The 17,393-nt window shown below is 72.2% G+C and carries 14 protein-coding genes and 1 pseudogene; 8 read left to right on the top strand and 7 right to left on the bottom strand.

Annotated elements, in window-relative coordinates; translation table 11 throughout:
• Positions 1–77: 77 nt before the first annotated feature.
• A complete protein-coding gene (locus QH470_RS09815; protein WP_280271981.1) occupies positions 78–1,862 on the bottom strand; it encodes a DEAD/DEAH box helicase in 1,785 nt (594 codons plus the stop codon).
• A 679-nt stretch (positions 1,863–2,541) separates the two neighbouring features.
• Here QH470_RS09815 and QH470_RS09810 point away from each other — a divergent pair.
• The 6 genes from QH470_RS09810 to QH470_RS09785 all read left to right on the top strand — a co-directional run bounded on the left by QH470_RS09810 (position 2,542) and on the right by QH470_RS09785 (position 11,852).
• On the top strand, positions 2,542–4,353 hold the full coding sequence (locus QH470_RS09810; RefSeq protein WP_280271979.1) for an AMP-dependent synthetase/ligase: 1,812 nt from the start codon (positions 2,542–2,544) through the stop codon (positions 4,351–4,353).
• Between the two features lie 18 nt (positions 4,354–4,371).
• On the top strand, positions 4,372–5,553 hold the full coding sequence (locus QH470_RS09805; protein WP_280271978.1) for a PucR family transcriptional regulator: 1,182 nt from the start codon (positions 4,372–4,374) through the stop codon (positions 5,551–5,553).
• 374 nt (positions 5,554–5,927) lie between these two features.
• Positions 5,928–7,430, top strand: a complete 1,503-nt coding sequence (locus tag QH470_RS09800; protein WP_280271977.1) for a condensation domain-containing protein — start codon at positions 5,928–5,930, stop codon at positions 7,428–7,430.
• On the top strand, positions 7,421–8,875 hold the full coding sequence (locus QH470_RS09795) for a condensation domain-containing protein (RefSeq protein WP_280271976.1): 1,455 nt from the start codon (positions 7,421–7,423) through the stop codon (positions 8,873–8,875). The genes QH470_RS09800 and QH470_RS09795 overlap by 10 nt, the downstream gene beginning before the upstream one ends.
• The gene (locus QH470_RS09790) at positions 8,875–10,248 is read left to right on the top strand and encodes a condensation domain-containing protein (RefSeq protein ID WP_280271975.1); all 1,374 of its coding nucleotides are present in this window, start codon (positions 8,875–8,877) and stop codon (positions 10,246–10,248) included. Before QH470_RS09795 ends, QH470_RS09790 begins: the two co-directional genes overlap by 1 nt.
• 98 nt (positions 10,249–10,346) lie before the next feature.
• A complete protein-coding gene (locus tag QH470_RS09785; protein ID WP_280271974.1) occupies positions 10,347–11,852 on the top strand; it encodes an alpha/beta fold hydrolase in 1,506 nt (501 codons plus the stop codon).
• A 16-nt stretch (positions 11,853–11,868) separates the two neighbouring features.
• Here the strand turns inward: QH470_RS09785 and QH470_RS09780 are convergent, their stop codons facing one another.
• The 5 genes from QH470_RS09780 to QH470_RS09760 all read right to left on the bottom strand — a co-directional run bounded on the left by QH470_RS09780 (position 11,869) and on the right by QH470_RS09760 (position 15,949).
• Complete coding sequence (locus tag QH470_RS09780) at positions 11,869–12,246, bottom strand: nitroreductase family deazaflavin-dependent oxidoreductase (RefSeq protein WP_280271973.1); 378 nt, start codon at positions 12,244–12,246, stop codon at positions 11,869–11,871.
• 116 nt (positions 12,247–12,362) lie between these two features.
• Complete coding sequence (locus tag QH470_RS09775) at positions 12,363–13,235, bottom strand: 5-oxoprolinase subunit C family protein (RefSeq protein ID WP_280271980.1); 873 nt, start codon at positions 13,233–13,235, stop codon at positions 12,363–12,365.
• Between the two features lie 38 nt (positions 13,236–13,273).
• Positions 13,274–13,906, bottom strand: coding sequence for a 5-oxoprolinase subunit B family protein (locus tag QH470_RS09770; protein WP_280271972.1), 633 nt, complete (start codon positions 13,904–13,906; stop codon positions 13,274–13,276).
• Positions 13,903–14,652: a LamB/YcsF family protein gene (locus QH470_RS09765; RefSeq protein WP_280271971.1), complete on the bottom strand. Its 750-nt coding sequence runs from the start codon at positions 14,650–14,652 to the stop codon at positions 13,903–13,905. The genes QH470_RS09770 and QH470_RS09765 overlap by 4 nt, the downstream gene beginning before the upstream one ends.
• A 25-nt stretch (positions 14,653–14,677) precedes the next feature.
• Positions 14,678–15,949 carry an MFS transporter gene (locus tag QH470_RS09760; protein ID WP_280271970.1) on the bottom strand — a complete coding sequence of 424 codons (1,272 nt, stop codon included), beginning with the start codon at positions 15,947–15,949 and terminating at the stop codon, positions 14,678–14,680.
• A gap of 158 nt (positions 15,950–16,107) precedes the next feature.
• On the opposite strand from QH470_RS09760, the gene QH470_RS09755 reads away from it, so the two are divergent.
• Positions 16,108–16,812 carry a GntR family transcriptional regulator gene (locus tag QH470_RS09755; protein ID WP_280271969.1) on the top strand — a complete coding sequence of 235 codons (705 nt, stop codon included), beginning with the start codon at positions 16,108–16,110 and terminating at the stop codon, positions 16,810–16,812.
• A gap of 69 nt (positions 16,813–16,881) precedes the next feature.
• Positions 16,882–17,076: pseudogene (locus QH470_RS09750) on the top strand (NUDIX hydrolase); the annotation flags it as partial.
• A gap of 63 nt (positions 17,077–17,139) precedes the next feature.
• Here QH470_RS09750 and QH470_RS09745 read toward each other — a convergent pair.
• Positions 17,140–17,298, bottom strand: a complete 159-nt coding sequence (locus QH470_RS09745; protein ID WP_280271968.1) for a hypothetical protein — start codon at positions 17,296–17,298, stop codon at positions 17,140–17,142.
• Between the last annotated feature and the right edge of the window lie 95 nt (positions 17,299–17,393).

Raw genomic sequence — 17,393 nt, 5'->3', positions numbered from 1 at the left:
CCCCCCCCCCCCCCCCCCCGCGCGGGGGCGCGCGGGCGCCCCCCCCCCCCCCCCCCGCGAAGGGCTGGCGTGTGGTGTCAGCCGCGACGGCGGCGGGGGCCGCCGCTGCTGCGGGAGAATCCGGCGAGGCCGCCGGTGCTGCCTGCGGGCGATGCGCCGCGGCCGGTGCCCCGGGTCGTGGCGCGGGCTTGCGGGGTGCTGCCGCTGGGCTGGGCCTGGCGACGGCTGCCGTGGCTGCTCCCGGCCGGAGCGGACCCGGTGGCGTGCTCGCTCCGGCGGCCCGAATGCCGCTGCGAGACATCGCCGTTGCGTCCGTGGTCCGACGTGGGGCCGCCGCGGCGGTAGTCGGACGGTGCGCCCGCGTTGCCGCGGCCCCGGGTGGGGGCCTCGGCACTGCGGCCGTTGCGGGCTGCGCCGCGCTTCTCCCCCGCTACCGGTGCGCCGGTGCCGCGACCGGTCGGTCGCCCGTTGCCGCGGCTGTCATCCTGCGCGTCGGCGCGCCGGTCACCCCTCGGTGACGAGCCGCGGCGGCCACGCTGCTCCGAACCCGCGGTGCGCTCCCAGGTGGCGGGACCGCGGCGGCGGCCCTGCCCACTGTCACCGCGAGATCCGCGGCCCGCGCCTTGTCCGCTCTGCTGGCCGGAGGCCTGCTGCGGTGCCGCGGCGGTGACCAGGGGGGCGACCGCGCCGACCAGCCCGGCCACGGCGGCCGAGTCGGCCGTAACCCGTTGCGGCTGTACGGAGATGGTGGCCTTGCGCATCAGGGCCGCCATGTCCTTGCGCTGTTCGGGCAGCACGATGGTGACCACGTCGCCGGCGCTTCCGGCGCGGGCGGTGCGGCCCGAGCGATGCAGGTACGCCTTGTGCTCCGCCGGCGGGTCCACGTGCACGACAAGTTCGACGTCGTCGACGTGCACGCCACGGGCGGCCACGTCGGTGGCGACCAGGACCCTGGCGTCACCCGACGCGAAGACCGCGAGGTTACGATCGCGCGCCGCCTGAGCGAGGTTGCCGTGCAGGTCGACCGCGGGGATACCGGCGGCGGTCAGGGTCTTGGCGAGCCTGCGCGCCTGATGTTTGGTGCGCATGAACAGGATTCGGCGGCCGGTGCCGGACGCCAGCTTCTGCACGAGGTCCTTCTTGACATCCTGGTTGCCCACCTCGAACACGTGGTGGGTCATCGCGGCGACGGGCGAATTGGCCTCGTCCACCGAGTGCAGCACCGCCTTCGGCAGGAACCGCGCGACCAGCTTGTCGACCCCGTTGTCGAGGGTCGCCGAGAACAGCAGCCGCTGCCCGCCCGCCGGAGTCGCGGCGAGAATGCGGGTCACAGAGGGCAGGAAGCCGAGGTCGGCCATGTGGTCCGCCTCGTCGATCACGGTGATCTCGACGGCGTCGAGGGCGATGAGCCGCTGCCGCATCAGATCCTCGAGCCGGCCGGGGCAGGCGACGACGATATCGACACCCGCCTGCAGCGCGCGCACCTGCCGATTCTGCGGGACACCGCCGAACACGGTGGTCACTCGCATCGAGTACGGCGCCGTCAGCGGCTCCATCGCGGCGGCGATCTGGGTCGCCAGTTCCCTGGTCGGGGCCAGGATCAGCCCGAGCGGGGTGTTCGGGCGGCGACGCCCGGCGAGTTCGCCGGCCAACCGCGCGACCGTCGGGATCGCGAAGGCCAGGGTCTTGCCACTGCCGGTCTTGCCCCGGCCGAGCACGTCGCGGCCGGCGAGGGTGTCGGGCAGGGTGTCCGCCTGGATCGGGAACGGTTCGGTGATACCGGCCCGGTGCAGCGCCCGGACCAGCGGGTCACGCACGCCGAGCGCGGCGAAGGAGGGGGCGGTCGATCCGCCCGGGACCATCGATGAATTCACAGGAATTGCAGTGTCTTTCGGACAAGGGTGCCCGCGTCGCGCAGCGTGATGAAGATCCGCGCCGGGGCACTCGGTGGCGAAATTGCCGATGGGCAATATCGGTATCGCCGCAAGGAAAGCCGGTGCCACACAGCTGGGCGCTGGTGCGTAGGGATAGCAATCTACGACGCCGGGTGTGAGTCACACCCTGGCCCATAGTGTAGCTCGAGCATTGCCGGAACTACGACCGGGTGTCGTCATCGTCACGTCGGGGCGATCCGGGGTATCGCGCGCCACCCCGCTCGGTACCCGATCTTGTTTCACGTGAAACCGTTGTGGCACAACAACTTTCGCCACAGTGGGGTGCCGAGAGACGGGCCGCTGCGAGGGGTCGAGGTGACCTACCGCGGGCCGTGCGGTCGAGGTCCCGATGGGATTCCAGAGATTACATGGCGATGGCGAGCGCGGGCCGGAAGTTGCCCCGGCGAGTTTCGCGACGCCCTGCCACGCGCCGGACGAACGCAGCCGCCGCGGCTCCGTCCGCACACCACCCGTGCACAGTGCACAAAACCCGCCGCGGACGGGCCACCGATTGCCGGTACCGGCCCGCCCGGGTCCGCGCTGTGCTGGAGATCGACATCGCGGTCGCCGTCGTGACCGCGAGCCCTACGCGAGCCAGAGGTGTGTTGTGAGTTCATCGACGGCGGCGGGCGACGCGACCCGCCCGCGCACCCTGTGCGAGGCGTTCCAGCGCAATGTCGCCCGTTATCCCGAGGCGGTCGCCGTCCGCGGTCGCGGCGGCGCGGTGCGAATCACGTGGCGTGAGTACGGCTCCCGCGTGCGCGCCCTCGCCACCGGGCTGGCCGCGCTGGGCGTCGGGCGCGGCGGCACGGTGGCGCTGATGCTCACCAACCGCCCGGAGTTCCACCTGTGCGACACCGCCGTCCTGCACACCGGCGCCACCCCGTTCTCGGTGTACAACACCAATCCGCCGGACCTGCTGGCCTACCAGTTCGGCAATGCCGGGAACGCCGTGGTGATCTGCGAGGAGCAGTTCGTGCCGCGGGTGCTGACCGCGGTACGGCAGGCGGCCGCCGCGGGCCACCGGGTGGAGCACGTGATCTGCGTCGACGGCACGCCGCCGGGCACCATCGGCCTCGGCGAGGTCGAGCGCACCGACGCTCCCGAATTCGACTTCGAATCCGCGTGGCGCGCAGTGGGTCCCGAGGACCTGCTGACCATCGTGTACACCTCCGGCACCACCGGACGACCCAAGGGCGTCGAACTCACCCACACCAACTTCATCGAGAACGCCCGCATCGTCGACGAATTCGGCGGCGGCGGCATCGAGGACCGGGTGGTGTCGTATCTGCCCGACGCGCACGCGGCCAATCGCTGGTTCGCGCACTACCTCAACCTGCTGGAGGCCGCCCGGATCACCACGGTGCCCGAACTGCGGGAGGTCGCCGAGGCGCTGCTCGATGTCCGGCCGACGGTGTTTCTGGGGGTGCCGCGGGTGTGGGTGAAAGTCAAAGCGGCCCTGGAGGACCGGCTCGCCGCCGAGCCCCGCGCGATCCGCCGCGCACTGGCCCGCTGGGCGATCGAGGTGGGCCGGGACCGCGCGCGGGCCATCTCCGACGGCCGCGACCGGTCGCCGTGGGACAGCGCGCACTTTCGGCTGGCCGACCGGCTCGTGCTGTCCACCATCCGCGCCCGGCTCGGTCTGGACCAGGTGCGCATCGCCGTGACGGGTGCGGCCCGGATTCCCGGCGACACCCACGAATTCTTCCTGGCACTGGGCCTGCCGCTGTGCGAAGGGTACGGCCTCACCGAGTGCACCGCGGGCGCCACCGTGACGCGTCCCGAGCGCATCCGGATCGGCACGGTGGGCACGCCGCTGCCCGGCGCCGAGATCCGGCTCGCAGACGACGGGGAGGTGCTGATCCGCGGCGCGCTGGTGATGCGCGGCTATCGCAAGGATCCCGAGAGCACGGCCGCCGCCCTCGATGCCGCGGGCTGGCTGCACACCGGCGACATCGGCGCACTGGATCCCGACGGGTGCCTGCGGATCGTCGACCGCAAGAAGGAACTCATCATCAACGCGGCCGGCAAGAACATGTCGCCGACCACCATCGAGAACGCGATCACCGAGCACACCCCGCTGGCCGGAATCGTCGCGGTGATCGGCGAGGGCCGCCCGTACAACACGGCGCTGATCTGCCTGGATCCCGAGCTGGCCACCGCCTTCGCCGCACGCCACGGCCTGCCCGACACCGACATCGCCGCACTCGCCCGGGATCCGCGGGTCCGCGCCGCGATCGAGGCGGGCGTGGCCGGGGCCAACGCCAGGCTGTCGCGGGTGGAACAGATCAAGAAGTTCGCACTGCTGTCCGAGGTCTGGCAGCCCGGCGGCGACTGCCTCACCCCGACGGGCAAACTGCGGCGCAAGCCCATCGCCGCAGCGTATGCCGATACCATCGAATCCCTGTACGCCACGTAACCCCGGACGGAGGAAGCCGTGGAGTCGCCGACCCGGGACCGCGCCCTCGAAGCCCTCTACCTGCGGGCCGGTGCGCTGATGCGAGAGTTCTCCGAGTCGATCCCGCCGTACCGCAGCATCCCGCGCTCGCTGGTGCTGCCCGGCTGGGAACGCGGCACGACCCTGAACATCGAGTTGTTCTTCGACTTCCTGCAACGCGGCCGGGCGCCCGGCGAAGAGGCCACCCGCGAGCTGGTGGAGCTGGCCGTGGGCCGCGTCCGCGACGGCGAGCCGCTGGAAGAGGTGCTGGGCCGCTACCGGGAGGGCGCGGAATTCATCTACGACCGGCTGTGCGCGGCGACGACGGGCGCCGAACGCGAGCTGCTCGCCGATGCCGCGCTGCCGCTGTTGCGGTACGTGACGCTGGTCGTGGAACGCATCGCGGCGGCCTGTGTCCGGCGGGCCCACGACCCGCGCTGGGAGTTGCTCGAACGCCGTCGCACCCTGGCCGACGCGCTGCTCACCGGCCGGGATCCGGTGGAATGGGCCGACGAGCCGGTCATCGCGGTGCCCGACGCGTTCCTGGTGGCCGTGTTCCGGCTCGGCACCGGCGGTCGGCCCGGTTCCGGCACCAGCGATCTGCGGCACTGCATCGAGTCCATCCCGGGTGTGTTCCTGCGCCTGGACAGCGGCGGCTGGACCGCACTGGTGCCGCTGCCGGCGGGAGACGACGGCTCGGCCGCGATCGCGCGGCTGTCGGGTCGCCTGCCACCGCGCACTGCCGGCCATTCGCCACGGTTCTGGGTGGGGGTCGGCGCCGCCCACGGCCGTGCCGCGGTCCCGGCGGTGTTCACGGAGGCCCGTGCCCTCGCCGAACTGGGCCGCTGCCTGGATCGGCCGGAGTTGGTGTGCCGCCGGGAGAATTTGCAGTTCGAGTACATGGTGGCGGCCGGGGCCGCGGCCCGGCCGGGTTTGGCGACAGTGCTCGCGCCGCTCGACGCCCAGCCGCTGCTCGCCGAGACGCTGGAGGTGTTCGTCGACAGCGGCTTCAATCAGCTCGCCACCGCGCGGCAGCTGAACATCCATCGCAATACGGTCACCTATCGGCTGGCCCGGGTCCATGAACTGACCGGTCTCGACCCGCACCGCCCCACCGATGCCATGACCTTGTCCGCCGCCCGGATCGCCCGCAAGCTCGAATCCGCCGCGTTCGCGCCTTAGCCCGTCGCCCGGCGGCCGTAAAAATTCGGCGAAGGCCACGTGAATTCCGTCTGTCGGCCAGGCGTGGAATCACGTGAGTGCAACTCCGAGTCATGTACATGACGTGTCATATCAGCAGAACAATGGTCGCATGTCCGGAGTTCGCCAGAAGATAACCAGCCATTTTCGTCCGGTCGTTTATTTACGGTGACAGACGTCACGGACACTTCCACTGGGCGAATGTCCTAGAGTCATCCGCATTCCGGCGAACGACGAGGTCACCGGGATTTTCCAACAATCGGAGCACGCCATGACGCGCGTGCCGGTATTTCCCGCGACGAACCGGAAAACAACTTCCGTTCGAAATTTTCTGACACATCAGATGAGGGATGTTCATGGAATTCATCGAACTGGCCGATTATCCCCTGCGCGCCGGTCGGGTGACGGAATGGCTGGCCACCGCGGACATGCACTGGGCCGACTGGCCCCGCGATGCCCGCGCGGTGTCCTACAACCATCAGCAACATCTGCGAGAGGCGCTCGAGCACAATCGGATTCGCACCCGGCGGCACTGCTGGCTCGGTCAGGCGCTGCGGATCGACGGCCCTCTGGACGCCCGAGCCTGGACCGCCGCCCTGGCGGCCTGGGTCGACCGGCACGAGGTGTTGCGCAGTCACGTCGCGGTGGAGGGCGGGCGGGCCGCGCGCTACACCCTGCCGCCGGGACGCGCCGTGATCCGGGCGGGCGATGCGGGGCGGCCCGCCTCGGCGATGTCGGCCTACCGCCTCGTGCACCAGTTGCTCGACGACCGCACCTCGCCGCTGGACTGGCCGTCGCACCTGTGCGTGACGATCGACCACGGCGACTCGTTCACCGCGATCGTGGCCGCGGACCACGCGATGATGGACGGATACTCGACGACCTCGATCGGCGGCGAGCTGCGCGCCCGCTACGACGCCGCCCGCACCGGGCACCGGGCCGAACTCCCGCCGACGGCCAGTTATCTCGATTTCTGTCACCTGGAGCGGGAACGCGCGGAGGCAGCCGACGCGGACCACCCGGCCGTGACACTCTGGCGCGAATTCCTCACCGGCGCAGCTGATTACGTGCCGACACCGGGCGAACTCGCCGAGGCCGCCACACGACCGGTGACGGACCTGCGGCACCCGACGGCGGCGCGGCCGGACAGGGCCGGTGCCGCGGCGGATGTGGCAAGCGCCGCGCCGCAGCGCACCCTCGCGATCGAGGTCCTCGACGCCGCGGCGGCCGATCGCGCCGCCGCCACCGCCCGCGAACAGGGCCAAGGGCTGGCCGCGGTGCTGACGGCCGCCTTCGCCGCCGCGCACGCCGAACTGACCGGCGCCCGCGAATTCCGCACCGTCGTGCCCATGCACACCCGCGACGAGCCCCGGTGGGCGGACACCCTCGGCTGGTTCGTCGGCCTGGCGCCGTACCGGATCGACTGCGACGCAGGCACTCTCGCCGACCTGGTGGTCCGGTCCGGTACCGAGCTGCGCCGGGTGCGCGGCGCGGCCACGGTGCCCTTCGGACGGGTGTGCGAACTCCTGGACGTGCGCCCGCGGGTGTCATTCATGGTGTCCTACATGGATATTCGCGCGATGTACGGCGCGGATCGCTGGCTCGAATCCGATACCCGCTGGCTGCGTAGCCGCACCCGCTCGGCCGACGAGTTCTTCTACTGGTTCCTGCGCACCCCCGCCGGGGTGACGCTCAACATGCGTTATCCCGGCACCACGCGGGCCACCCGGGCGGTGCACCGCCACGCGCTGCGGCTGCGCCGACTGCTCGACGGCTATTCCCGCGACGGGCACGTGCCGCTGCACCGCGCCGCCGCAACCACCCTCCCCCTCGGACAAGGAGCATCGACATGGAGATGATCCACCTCACCGACTGGCTGCCCAAGCCCGGCGAACTGCTCGAATTCGCGCCCACTCCCGCCGCGGTGACCGCCGCGGCCGCGGCGCCGCCCGCGCCGATACCGCCGTCCTACATCCAGGAGTTCCACATCCGATACTGGCAGCGGCGGCGTCGCGAATCGGACCCGGCCGACGTCGCCCGCGAGGTGCGGACCGAATTGTCGATGTGCTTCAGCATCGCCGCACCGCTCGATCGCGAGGCGCTGCGCCGGGCATGCGCCGATTTCCTGCGCCGGCACGACAGTCTGCGCTGCCGGTTCGACGACACCGGGGCCACCCTGACCCGGCATGTCCTGGCTCCCGGCGACGTGGCGCTGGAGACGGTGGTCCACGGTTCCTACGCATCGAGCGAAGCCCTGCGCGACCGGCTCGCGGCCCGATTCCAGGCGCCGGACCCGACCGTGTGGCCCGCGTTCGCCTGCGGCGCGATCGATCACGGCACCGACGGCTTCACCGTGTATCTCAGCCTCGACCACGCCTTCTCCGACGGCACCTCCCTCGTCGCGGCCATCGCCGAACTGCACCACCTCTACACCGCCCACGCCGGGGGCACCGCCCCCGCGCTGCCCTCGGCCACCGACTACGCCGAGTACGCCCGGGAGGAACACGACGCCATCGCCGCGCGGCCACCGGAGCTGGAGCGCCTGGCCCGCCTGCTCGCCGACAACGCCGACCGCATCCGGCCCACGCCCTGGGACCTCGGTCTGGCGCCCGGCGAGTTCGGCGACAGCACCGGCCTGCGGTTCGACCTGCTCACCGGCGCGCAGTGCGACGAGTTCGCCGCCGCGTGCACGGCGGCCGGCGGCGCGGTCACCGCCGGGCTGTACGCGGCGATCGCACTGACCGAACTCGAAATCGCCGGGCGCACCGGCTACCTGGGCCTCAACGTGCTGGGCACGCGCACCGATCCGCGTTTCCGGCTCACCCAGGGCTGGTTCGTCAACCTGCTGCCCGTCGCGTTCGATGTCGGCCCGGCCGCGCGATTCGGCGAACTCGCCGGGCGCGCCCGCGCCGCGCTGCACGAGATCAAGCCGCTCACCGGTATTCCGCTGCTCGCCGCGCTCCCCCGCGCCGCCGAACTCGCCGGGCGCGCGCTGCCGCAGGTCCGGGACTGGCCGTGGGTGTCCTACATGGATATGCGCCCGATCTCCGGAGATCTGCTGGAACGCTCGATGCCCGGCCTGCACGGCATCCGCGGGCTCGGCTCGTCCTCCCGGATCGGCCAGCCGTCGCCGCTGTGGTTCAACCGGGAGGCCGATCGCGTGCACGTGGCGGTGATGTTCCCGGACACCTCGCGGGCGCATGCCTCGGTCACCGCGTATCTGGAGCGGCTGCGCGCGGTGGTCCGCACGGTCGCGGCCACCGGTGAATATGCCACGGCCGCACCGGGTTCCGAGGTGACCTGATGCGGCTCGCGTTCCTCGACCGGCTCTCGGTGCCACCCGGCACGCTGCTCGAGTGGGCGGTCTCGGCGGAGCCCGGCCCGGTTCCCGATCCGACTCCGCCCACCTCGAACCAGCTCCTGCACCTGTCCGCCACACCCCCGACGGCCTGGCTCGCCGCCACCTTCGACGTGCCGGGTCCGATCGACGAAGCCGCGCTGCGGGCCGCCTTCGCCGCCTGGCTGCCCCGTCACGACGCGCTGCACTGCTGTTTCACCGCACCCCGGGCGGCGACGGGAGCGGGGCTGCGGCTGGTGTCCGACAACGACATTCGGCTCGAGCCCCGTCCGCCGGTGCGCTCGGAATCGGCGGACGAGCTGCGCCGGTTGCTCGGCGAGCGGCTCGACGCGGCGTGCGCGCCGTTCACGTTTCCGCCGTACTTTCTCGGCGCGGTCAGCCGCCCGGGAGTATCCACGATCGTCTGCGGATTCGACCATGCCGTCTGTGACGCGTGGTCGATCACGCTCGCCGTCACCGAACTCGACGAGTTGTATCGGACCGCCTGCGACGACGGTCCGGCCGCGCTCCCGGCCGCCGTCGCGCGGCTGCCCGAGGCGGGCAGCTTCCTGTCCTACTGCACCAAGGCGGCGGCGAATCCGCCGCCGGACAGCGCGGCGCTGCTGCGGGAATGGCACGAGTTCCTCCGTGCGGCCGGGAACGACCTGCCGCACTTCCCTTTCGATCTCGGTGTGCCCGCGGGCGCGACCGCCGAGCCGGGCAGCGAGGTCCGTACGGTCCTCACGCCCGGCGCGGCCGCGGCGCTGCACCGGACCGCGCGCGAGTGCGGCCACTCGGTCTTCGCGGTCGTGCTGGCGGCCGTCGCCCACACCGTGGCGAAACTCGGCGGCGGCGGCCATACCGACCTGGTGTTCCCGGTGCACACCCGGCGAGAACCACGCCACCACAATACTTTCGGATGGCTGGTGGCCAATGCGCCCGCTCGCATCCGGGCGGGTGACGACCTCGCCACGACGATCCCCGGTGCGGTCGCGGCGATTCGCGCCGGGCAGCGGCTGGCGCGGCTACCGGCCGTCACCGTGTTCGAGGCGATGGAGCCCGCGCTCCGTCGGGATCGCCGCGGCCTGTTCAGCGTGTCCTACACCGACTACCGGCTGCTGCCCGGCGGCTCCCGCAGCGAGTTCGGGCGTGCGCTGCCCCGCCAGGCCACTCAGCTGGGCCGGTCCATGCCCGTCGACGACGTCCAGTTGTGGTTCGCCCGCACCGACGACGGACTGCGGCTGCGCACGCGATTCCCGGACACACCCGCCGCGCGAGCGGTCGTCTCCGAATTCCTCGATGTACTCACCGATCTGGTCCACACCGCCGCCCGCGGCTGAGCAGTACCCCGGTGGAAAGCCTGTGCTCCCAACCTCGGCGGTACCCGCCGCGACCGGCTACGGTGGCGGCCGGATTTCCGCGGTGAGAGGCGAAGTGGTTGGCGGCGAGGCTGTTTCGGTGGGTGGTCGGCATTGCGGTGGTGGCGGTCCTGGCAGCGGTGCCGGGTGCGGGGTACGCACCGGGTTTCGACACGCCGGACTGGTTCTACCATCAGCGCTTGGCCTGGCGGGACTGCGAGCGCGCGGACCTCGACGCGACCGGGACGCGGTGTGCGACCGTGCGGGTGCCGCTGGACTACACGCGGCCGTTCGGGCGCACACTGTCGATCGCCGTCTCCCGCGTCCCGGCCACCGATCCGGACCGGCGCCGCGGCGTGCTGGTGTCGAATCCCGGCGGGCCCGGGGCGGCCGGGCTGGATTCGGTGGGCCTGCTCGGCGACGTGCTCAGCCCGGACGTGCGGGCGAGTTTCGACCTGATCGGGATGGATCCGCGCGGCGTGGGCCGCTCCGACGGCGGACGTCCGTGCGGCTGGCCGGTCGGCGAGATGGTGCGTTCGGCCGGCGCGACTCTCGCGGGTTTCCTGCACGACACCGGCGTCGCGGCGGCCATGGCCGCGGACTGCGTGACCGGCGATCCCGAGAGGGCCCGGCAGCTCACCACTCGCAACACCGCCCGGGACATGGACGTCCTGCGGGCCGCGCTCGGCGAGCGGGCCATCAGCTATTTCGGCGTCTCCTACGGCACCTATCTCGGCGCGGTCTACACCCAGCTGTTCCCGCAGCACAGCGATCGCGTCGTGCTCGACAGCGCTATCGATCCCGGCCGGTATTGGGCGGGGCTGGTACAGGATTGGGGCCCCGCCGACGAAGCCGCGCTCGACGACTGGACGGCGTGGGCCGCCACTCGCGACGACGTGTACCGGCTCGGGAACTCCCCGCAACTGGTCCGAGCGACCGTCGAGGACCTGCTCGCGACCGCGGCCCGGCAACCGATCGTCCTCGACAACTTCCGCATCGATGACCATTGGCTGCCGTTCATCCTGCACAACCTGCTCAACAGCTTCCGTTCGAACGAGGCACTCGCCGACACGGTGCGCGAGATCGCCGACGCCGCAACGGGTCCGCCCGCCGCCGCCCGCGGCCCGCGGCTGGCGGCGGTGCTGTCCGCGCTGCGCGAGGGCGAGAATTCCGAACTGGCCTTCATCGCCTGCGGTGACGCCCCCGCACCCACGGATCCCGGATGGTATTGGGAGGGCATCGAATCCACCCGCGCGACGCAGCCGGTGTTCGGCGCAATGGCCAACAATATTCAGCCGTGCGCGTTCTGGCCCCGTCCCGCCGAACCCGCGACCAGGGTGCGCAACGCGGTGCCCGCGCTGATCCTGCAGGCCACCGGCGACCCCCGCACCCCGTACGCGCACGGCGTCCGGCTGCACGGCGACCTGACCGCGTCCCGGCTGGCCACGCTGCGGGACGTCCGCATTCACATGACCTTCCGGCCGGACCTGAGCAGCTGCCTCGGTGACGCCGTCAACACCTACTACATCACCGGCGTGCTACCGGCCACCGACCTCGTCTGCCAGGCGGACCGGGCGAACCCGTAACTCCGCCACGGCGCGGTCAGGCGCGCGGCGCCTCGACATAGAATTCGGCCCCGAGCGCGCTGAGCGCCTGCCGGACACCCGTCGGCGCCCAGCTCACCTTCGGGTCGTGCCGCACCACCGGAGCGCGCACGGTCTCGGTGCGGCCGTTGATCTCCAGCTCGAACTCCCCCGCGGCCAGGATGTTCTTCAGCCAGTCCACCTCGCGGCCGTAGGTGAGCGCGACGCGGTAGACGCCGTCCTGCGAGAACACGGTGACCGGGGTTCGGTACTGCCGCCCCGAACTCCGCCCGCGATGCACGACGACGGCCAGCCCGGGCGCGCGCCCGGCGACCAGGCCCGCGATCCGGTTGGTGACCCGCCGGTTGAATTTCGCGAGCGCGTGCGGAAACGGCATGACTACCCCTCTCGACGATCCCTGCGGCACAGGCTACGCCCGCCGCCGCGCCCGCGCGCCGGATCGGGATCGGGCACCCGGCACGGTCTTGTCCCGCAACCACATTCGGGCACCGGCTACGGTGTCCACGGCCGCAGCCGCACCCGCTGCCCCGGCCGCACCTGCGCCAGCAGGTCCACATCGGCGTCGATCACCGTGCCCACCACCGGGTAGCCGCCGGTGATGGGGTGGTCGGCGAGGAACACCACCGGCTGCCCCGAGGGCGGGACCTGGATCGCGCCCAGCGGCATGCCCTCCGTCGGCAGTTCGGCGGTGTCGGCGCGGGTCAGCGGCGGGCCACCGGCGCGGTCGAGCCGCACGCCGACCCGGTCGGTATCGCTGGAGACCTGCCACCACCCCGCGAACAGATCCGCGGGGCGGCGGAACCAGTCGTCGCGGGGGCCGAGCCGCACCCGCGCGGTGACCGGACCGGTGGTCATCGGGGCGACCGGCGCCACCTCGACCGACGGCCAGTCCCGCGGCGGCGGGCCGACCGGCAGCACATCACCGGCGGCCAGCGGCTCCGGGCCCAGACCGGCCAGCGTGTCGCGGCTGCGCGACCCGAGCACCGGCGGCACCTCGAGACCGCCGCGCACCGCCACGTAGCACCGCAGCCCGGCCGTGGCGATACCCAGCTCCAGCCGCTGCCCCTCCGCCAGGAACAGCACCGACGCGTGCGCCTCCGGTCGGCCGTCGACGGTCAGCGGCGCGGGCGCACCCGTCACCGCGACCACTGCGGGCTCGGGGAACTCCACCCGCAGCCCGCCGAGCGCGCATTCGATCGCCGCCGCCGACTCCGGGTTGCCGACCAGCCGGTTCGCCAGCGCGAACGATCGCCGGTCCGCCGCGCCCGACACCCCCACCCCGGCATGGAACCAGCCCGGGCGGCCGAGGTCCTGAATCGTGCTCAGCGGCCCCGGCGCGATTACCCGCAGGGCCGCACCGCTCACCGCGCTGCGACGCCGGATCGGCACTGCCACAGTGTCTTTCACGCGTCCTCCCGAACGAATCGGACGCGCGCGCCGGGGCGCAGCAGCGCCGGTTCCGGTCGCCGCGGATCCCACATCCGCACGTCGGTGGCGCCGATGAGGCGCCAGCCGCCGGGCGTCCTGCGCGGATAGACGGCGCTGTAGCCCCCGGCGAGCGCGACCGACCCGGCGGGCACGGCCGTGCGGGAACGGTCTCGGCGCGGCACCGAGAGACCCGACTCCGCCGACTCCAGGTATCCGAATCCGGGAGCGAATCCGAGAAACGCGCACCGCCACACCGCGCCGGTGTGCCGGGCGATCAGCTCGTCCTCCGAAACACCCAGCAGCCCAGCGGTTTCCGCCAGATCGGCGCCGTCGTAGCGGACGGGGACGAGCACCGGCTCGAGATCGTCGGCGGGTTCGGCGCCCCCCGTCGCCACCGTCTCGGCCAGCTGCCGCAGCCGCGCCTCGACCACCTCCACCCGCGCCCGCGGGTCGAGGGTGACCAGCACCGTTTCGGCCGCGGGCACGTGGTCGCGCACACCCTCGACCGGGTGGCGGCGCAGCTCGTCCACCAGCCCGGCCAGCGTGCCCGGCGCGGGGATCAGCAGCAGCGCCCGGTCGCCGGCGGGCCGGATGTGCAGTCCGTTCACGAGAACGCCTCTACCTCGATGCCCTTGGCGGCCAGCGCATCCCGGATGGATCGGGCCATCGCGACCGCGCCGGGCGAGTCACCGTGCACGCACAGGCTCGCGGCGGGGACCGCCACCGATGCGCCGTCCACATCGCGGGCCTCGCCGCGCACCGCGATCGAGATCGCCTGTGCCAGTGCGGCTTCCTCGCCGAGCACGCTGCCCGGGGTGCCGCGCGCGACCAAGGTACCGGAAGGTGTGTAGGCCCGGTCGGCGAAACCCTCGGCGTGGAAAGCGATTCCGGCCGCAGCGGCGGCCGCGGCCAGCTGCGACCCGGGCAGGCCCAGCAGGCCGAGCCCGCCGTAGCGGGTGAGCGCCCGCACCACCGCGTCGGCGACCTCCCGCTCGGCCGACGCCGCGTGGTACAGCGCGCCGTGCGGCTTGACGTAGCGGACCCGGTCGCCCGCGGCCCGCGCGAACGCGTCCAGCGCGCCGATCTGGTACAGGCATTCGTCGGCCAGCTCGTCCGGCGGGACCGCCATCGCTCGCCGCCCGAACCCGGCCAGATCCCGGTAGGAGATGTGCGCGCCGATCCGCACCCCGCGGGCCACGGCCAGCTCGCAGGTGCGCCGCATGATCGCCGGATCGCCCGCGTGGAAGCCGCAGGCGATGTTGGCGCTGGTGACGATGTCCAGCAGGGCCGCGTCGTCACCCATCGACCAGGCGCCGAAGCCCTCGCCCAGATCGCTGTTCAGATCGGTCATCATCCTCACCCGCCTCGGATCGGTTGTGTCACAACAGTTCCCGGCCGCGGGTCTCCGGCAGTCCGAACAGGGCCAGGACCGCCAGCGCGTAACCGAGCGCTCCGAACAGCATGGCACCGGCCAGTCCGAGCGTCGTCGAGGCCAGGTAGCCGACCACCGTCGGGAACACCGCGCCCACGCCGCGGCCGAAGTTGTAGGTGAAGCCCTGGCCCGTGCCGCGGGACTCGGTCGGGTACAGCTCCGCCAAGTATGACCCGAAGCCGGAGAAGATGGCCGAGGTCGAGAAACCCAGCGGGACGCCCAGCACCAGCACGAGCGTGTTCGCGCCCGCGGGAATCCGGGTGTAGGCGACCATGAACACCACCGACAGCACCGCGAACAGCTGGATGTTGCGCTTGCGGCCGAGCCGGTCGGTGAGCACCCCGCCGGTGACATAGCCGACGAACGCCCCGCCGATCAGGAAGAACAGGTAGCCGCCCGTGCCGACCACATCCAGTTCGCGGCTGTTCTTCAGATAGGTGGGCAGCCAGGTCGCGAGCGTGTAGTAGCCGCCCTGCACACCGGTCGCGAGCAGCGACGCGAAGACCGTGGTGCGCAACAGCCGCGGGCCGAAGACCGCGCCGAACCCACCGGGCGCGACCGTCCGCTCGCGCCGCTCGGTGACCGCCTCGGCGTCGGTGACGCTGCGCCGCACCCAGACGATCAGCAGCGCGGGCAGGGCGCCGGTGAAGAACAGCACCCGCCAGGCCACCGCCTCGTCGAACACCTCGAACACGACGGTGTACACGCACACGGCCAGTCCCCAGCCGACCGCCCACGCGCTCTGCACGAAGGCGACCGCGCGGCCGCGGTATTCGGGCTTGGCGTACTCGGCGACCAGGATGGCCCCCGCCGCCCATTCCCCGCCGAAGCCCAGGCCCTGCAGCGCGCGGAACACCAACAGCGACTCGAAGTTCCAGGCCAGTCCGCACAGCACCGTGAACAGGGCGTACACCGCGATGGTGAGCTGAAGTGTGCGCACCCGGCCGATCCGGTCGGCGAGCACGCCGGCCAGGGCGCCGCCCGCCGCCGACACCACAAGGGTGACGGTGGTGAGCAGGCCGGATTGGCCGGTGCCGATGGCGAAGTAGGAGGCGATCGCCCCCAGCGACAGCGGCAGCACCTGGAAGTCGTAGGAGTCCAGTCCGTAGCCGCCGAACGCGCCGAAGAAGGCGCGCTTACCGACGCCGCTCAGGCTGCGGAACCAGGCGAAGGCTCCGGCGCCCGGGCGGGCGGTGGGAGCGGTGGGCATGTTCGTCATGATGACCCCTCGGAGTCGGGAGGGTGTGGCTCAGATCTCTATCGTAGGAAATCGTTCAACGATCCTGCAATACCACGAACGGATCGTTCCGGAATTCGCCGGCGGACGGGTAATCTCGGTCTCGCACAGTCGGCCGCTGGACGAGGAGGACCCACCCGATGACGTCGGCCCCCGCCGGGAGCTACACCGCCCTGGCCGCGCACCGCGATCGGCTGGATCGCGCCAGCCGCAGCGCCCAGGTCGCCGATATCGTCCGCGAGGGCATCCTGGACGGCGCGTTCCGGCCCGGTACGCGGCTGTCGGAGCCCGATATCTGTGCGGCGCTGAAGGTTTCGCGCAATACGCTGCGGGAGGCGTTCCGGACGCTGATCGAGGAGCGGCTGGTCGTGCACGAACTCAACCGCGGTGTGTTCGTGCGGATTCCGAGCGCCGAGGATGTCGCCGAGGTCTACAAGTGCCGCCGCATCGTGGAATGCGCCGCCCTGCGCGACCATCCGCGCACTCGCGCCGACCTCGGGCCGGTGGCCGCCGTGCTGGCGCGCGCGGATCGGTGTGCGGCGGAAGGGGATTGGACCGGCGCCGGTACCGCGGACGTCGAGTTCCACCGCGCCGTCACCGCGCTCAACGACAGCCGCCTGCTCGACGCGCTGATGTCGAACGTGTGGAACGAACTGCGCCTGATCTTCCACGTGGTGTCCGACCCGACCACCTTCCACGAGCCCTACTTGCGCCGCAACCACGAGGTCTTCGACACCCTCGCGGGCGGGGACGCCGCGGCCGCGGCCGACATGCTCGCCGACTATCTCGGCGACGCCCAGGCCCAGATTCTCGCCGCCTACGCCGAACTCGACCGGGAGTACTGAGGCGGGCATGGGCGAGATCATCGCGGTCTACGATCCGGCCGGGCGCGAGATCGGCAGCGCGGAGCGCGCGAGTGGCTGGGCGCGCCCATGCGCTGCCACCTGTTCGCCTACGAACTGCGCCACGACGGGCCCGTCCGGCATCAACCGGAGGAGATCGCCGACGGCTGGTGGTGGAGCGACGCCGAACTGCGGGACCGCCTCCGCGACCCGGACTGGCCGTTCGTGCCCGACACCCGGGTGCTGGTTCGCGATCTGCTGCGCTGACCCCGAATCCGCCCTCGCCGCCGGACAGCACCGCCGGATATCGATCCGGTCGACGCCGCGCGCTCAGAGACGGACTGCCTCCGAACGCATTCCGTCCGGGCAGCCCGCGTCCACGGCGGCGGCGCTCTGCGGTGGGATGGCCCAGCTGACCGGCATCTCGATCCACGGGCACACCACCGTGCCGGTCACCGTCTGGGTCTCCGGCGTGCTGTTGTAGCACACCTATTGCGCGCAGTAGACGCCGTCGGTAATCGCCGCCGCGGCCGGCCCCCCGGCCGCCGCGCCCACCCCCGCGATCGCGGTACACAGCCCGGCCA

The sequence above is a fragment of the Nocardia wallacei genome, assembly GCF_029868745.1.
In the GTDB taxonomy this organism is placed as follows: domain Bacteria; phylum Actinomycetota; class Actinomycetes; order Mycobacteriales; family Mycobacteriaceae; genus Nocardia; species Nocardia wallacei_B.
This window is presented reverse-complemented; position numbering and strand designations above follow the sequence as displayed.

Bases quoted from the DNA above. Each gene is read 5' to 3' on its own strand.
- QH470_RS09755 (WP_280271969.1), top strand. From the start codon at position 16,108: ATGACGTCGGCCCCCGCCGGGAGCTACACCGCCCTGGCCGCGCACCGC.
- QH470_RS09765 (WP_280271971.1), bottom strand. From the start codon at position 14,652: ATGATGACCGATCTGAACAGCGATCTGGGCGAGGGCTTCGGCGCCTGG.
- QH470_RS09795 (WP_280271976.1), top strand. From the start codon at position 7,421: ATGGAGATGATCCACCTCACCGACTGGCTGCCCAAGCCCGGCGAACTG.
- QH470_RS09790 (WP_280271975.1), top strand. From the start codon at position 8,875: ATGCGGCTCGCGTTCCTCGACCGGCTCTCGGTGCCACCCGGCACGCTG.
- QH470_RS09815 (WP_280271981.1), bottom strand. From the start codon at position 1,862: ATGGTCCCGGGCGGATCGACCGCCCCCTCCTTCGCCGCGCTCGGCGTG.
- QH470_RS09760 (WP_280271970.1), bottom strand. From the start codon at position 15,949: ATGACGAACATGCCCACCGCTCCCACCGCCCGCCCGGGCGCCGGAGCC.
- QH470_RS09780 (WP_280271973.1), bottom strand. From the start codon at position 12,246: ATGCCGTTTCCGCACGCGCTCGCGAAATTCAACCGGCGGGTCACCAAC.
- QH470_RS09800 (WP_280271977.1), top strand. From the start codon at position 5,928: ATGGAATTCATCGAACTGGCCGATTATCCCCTGCGCGCCGGTCGGGTG.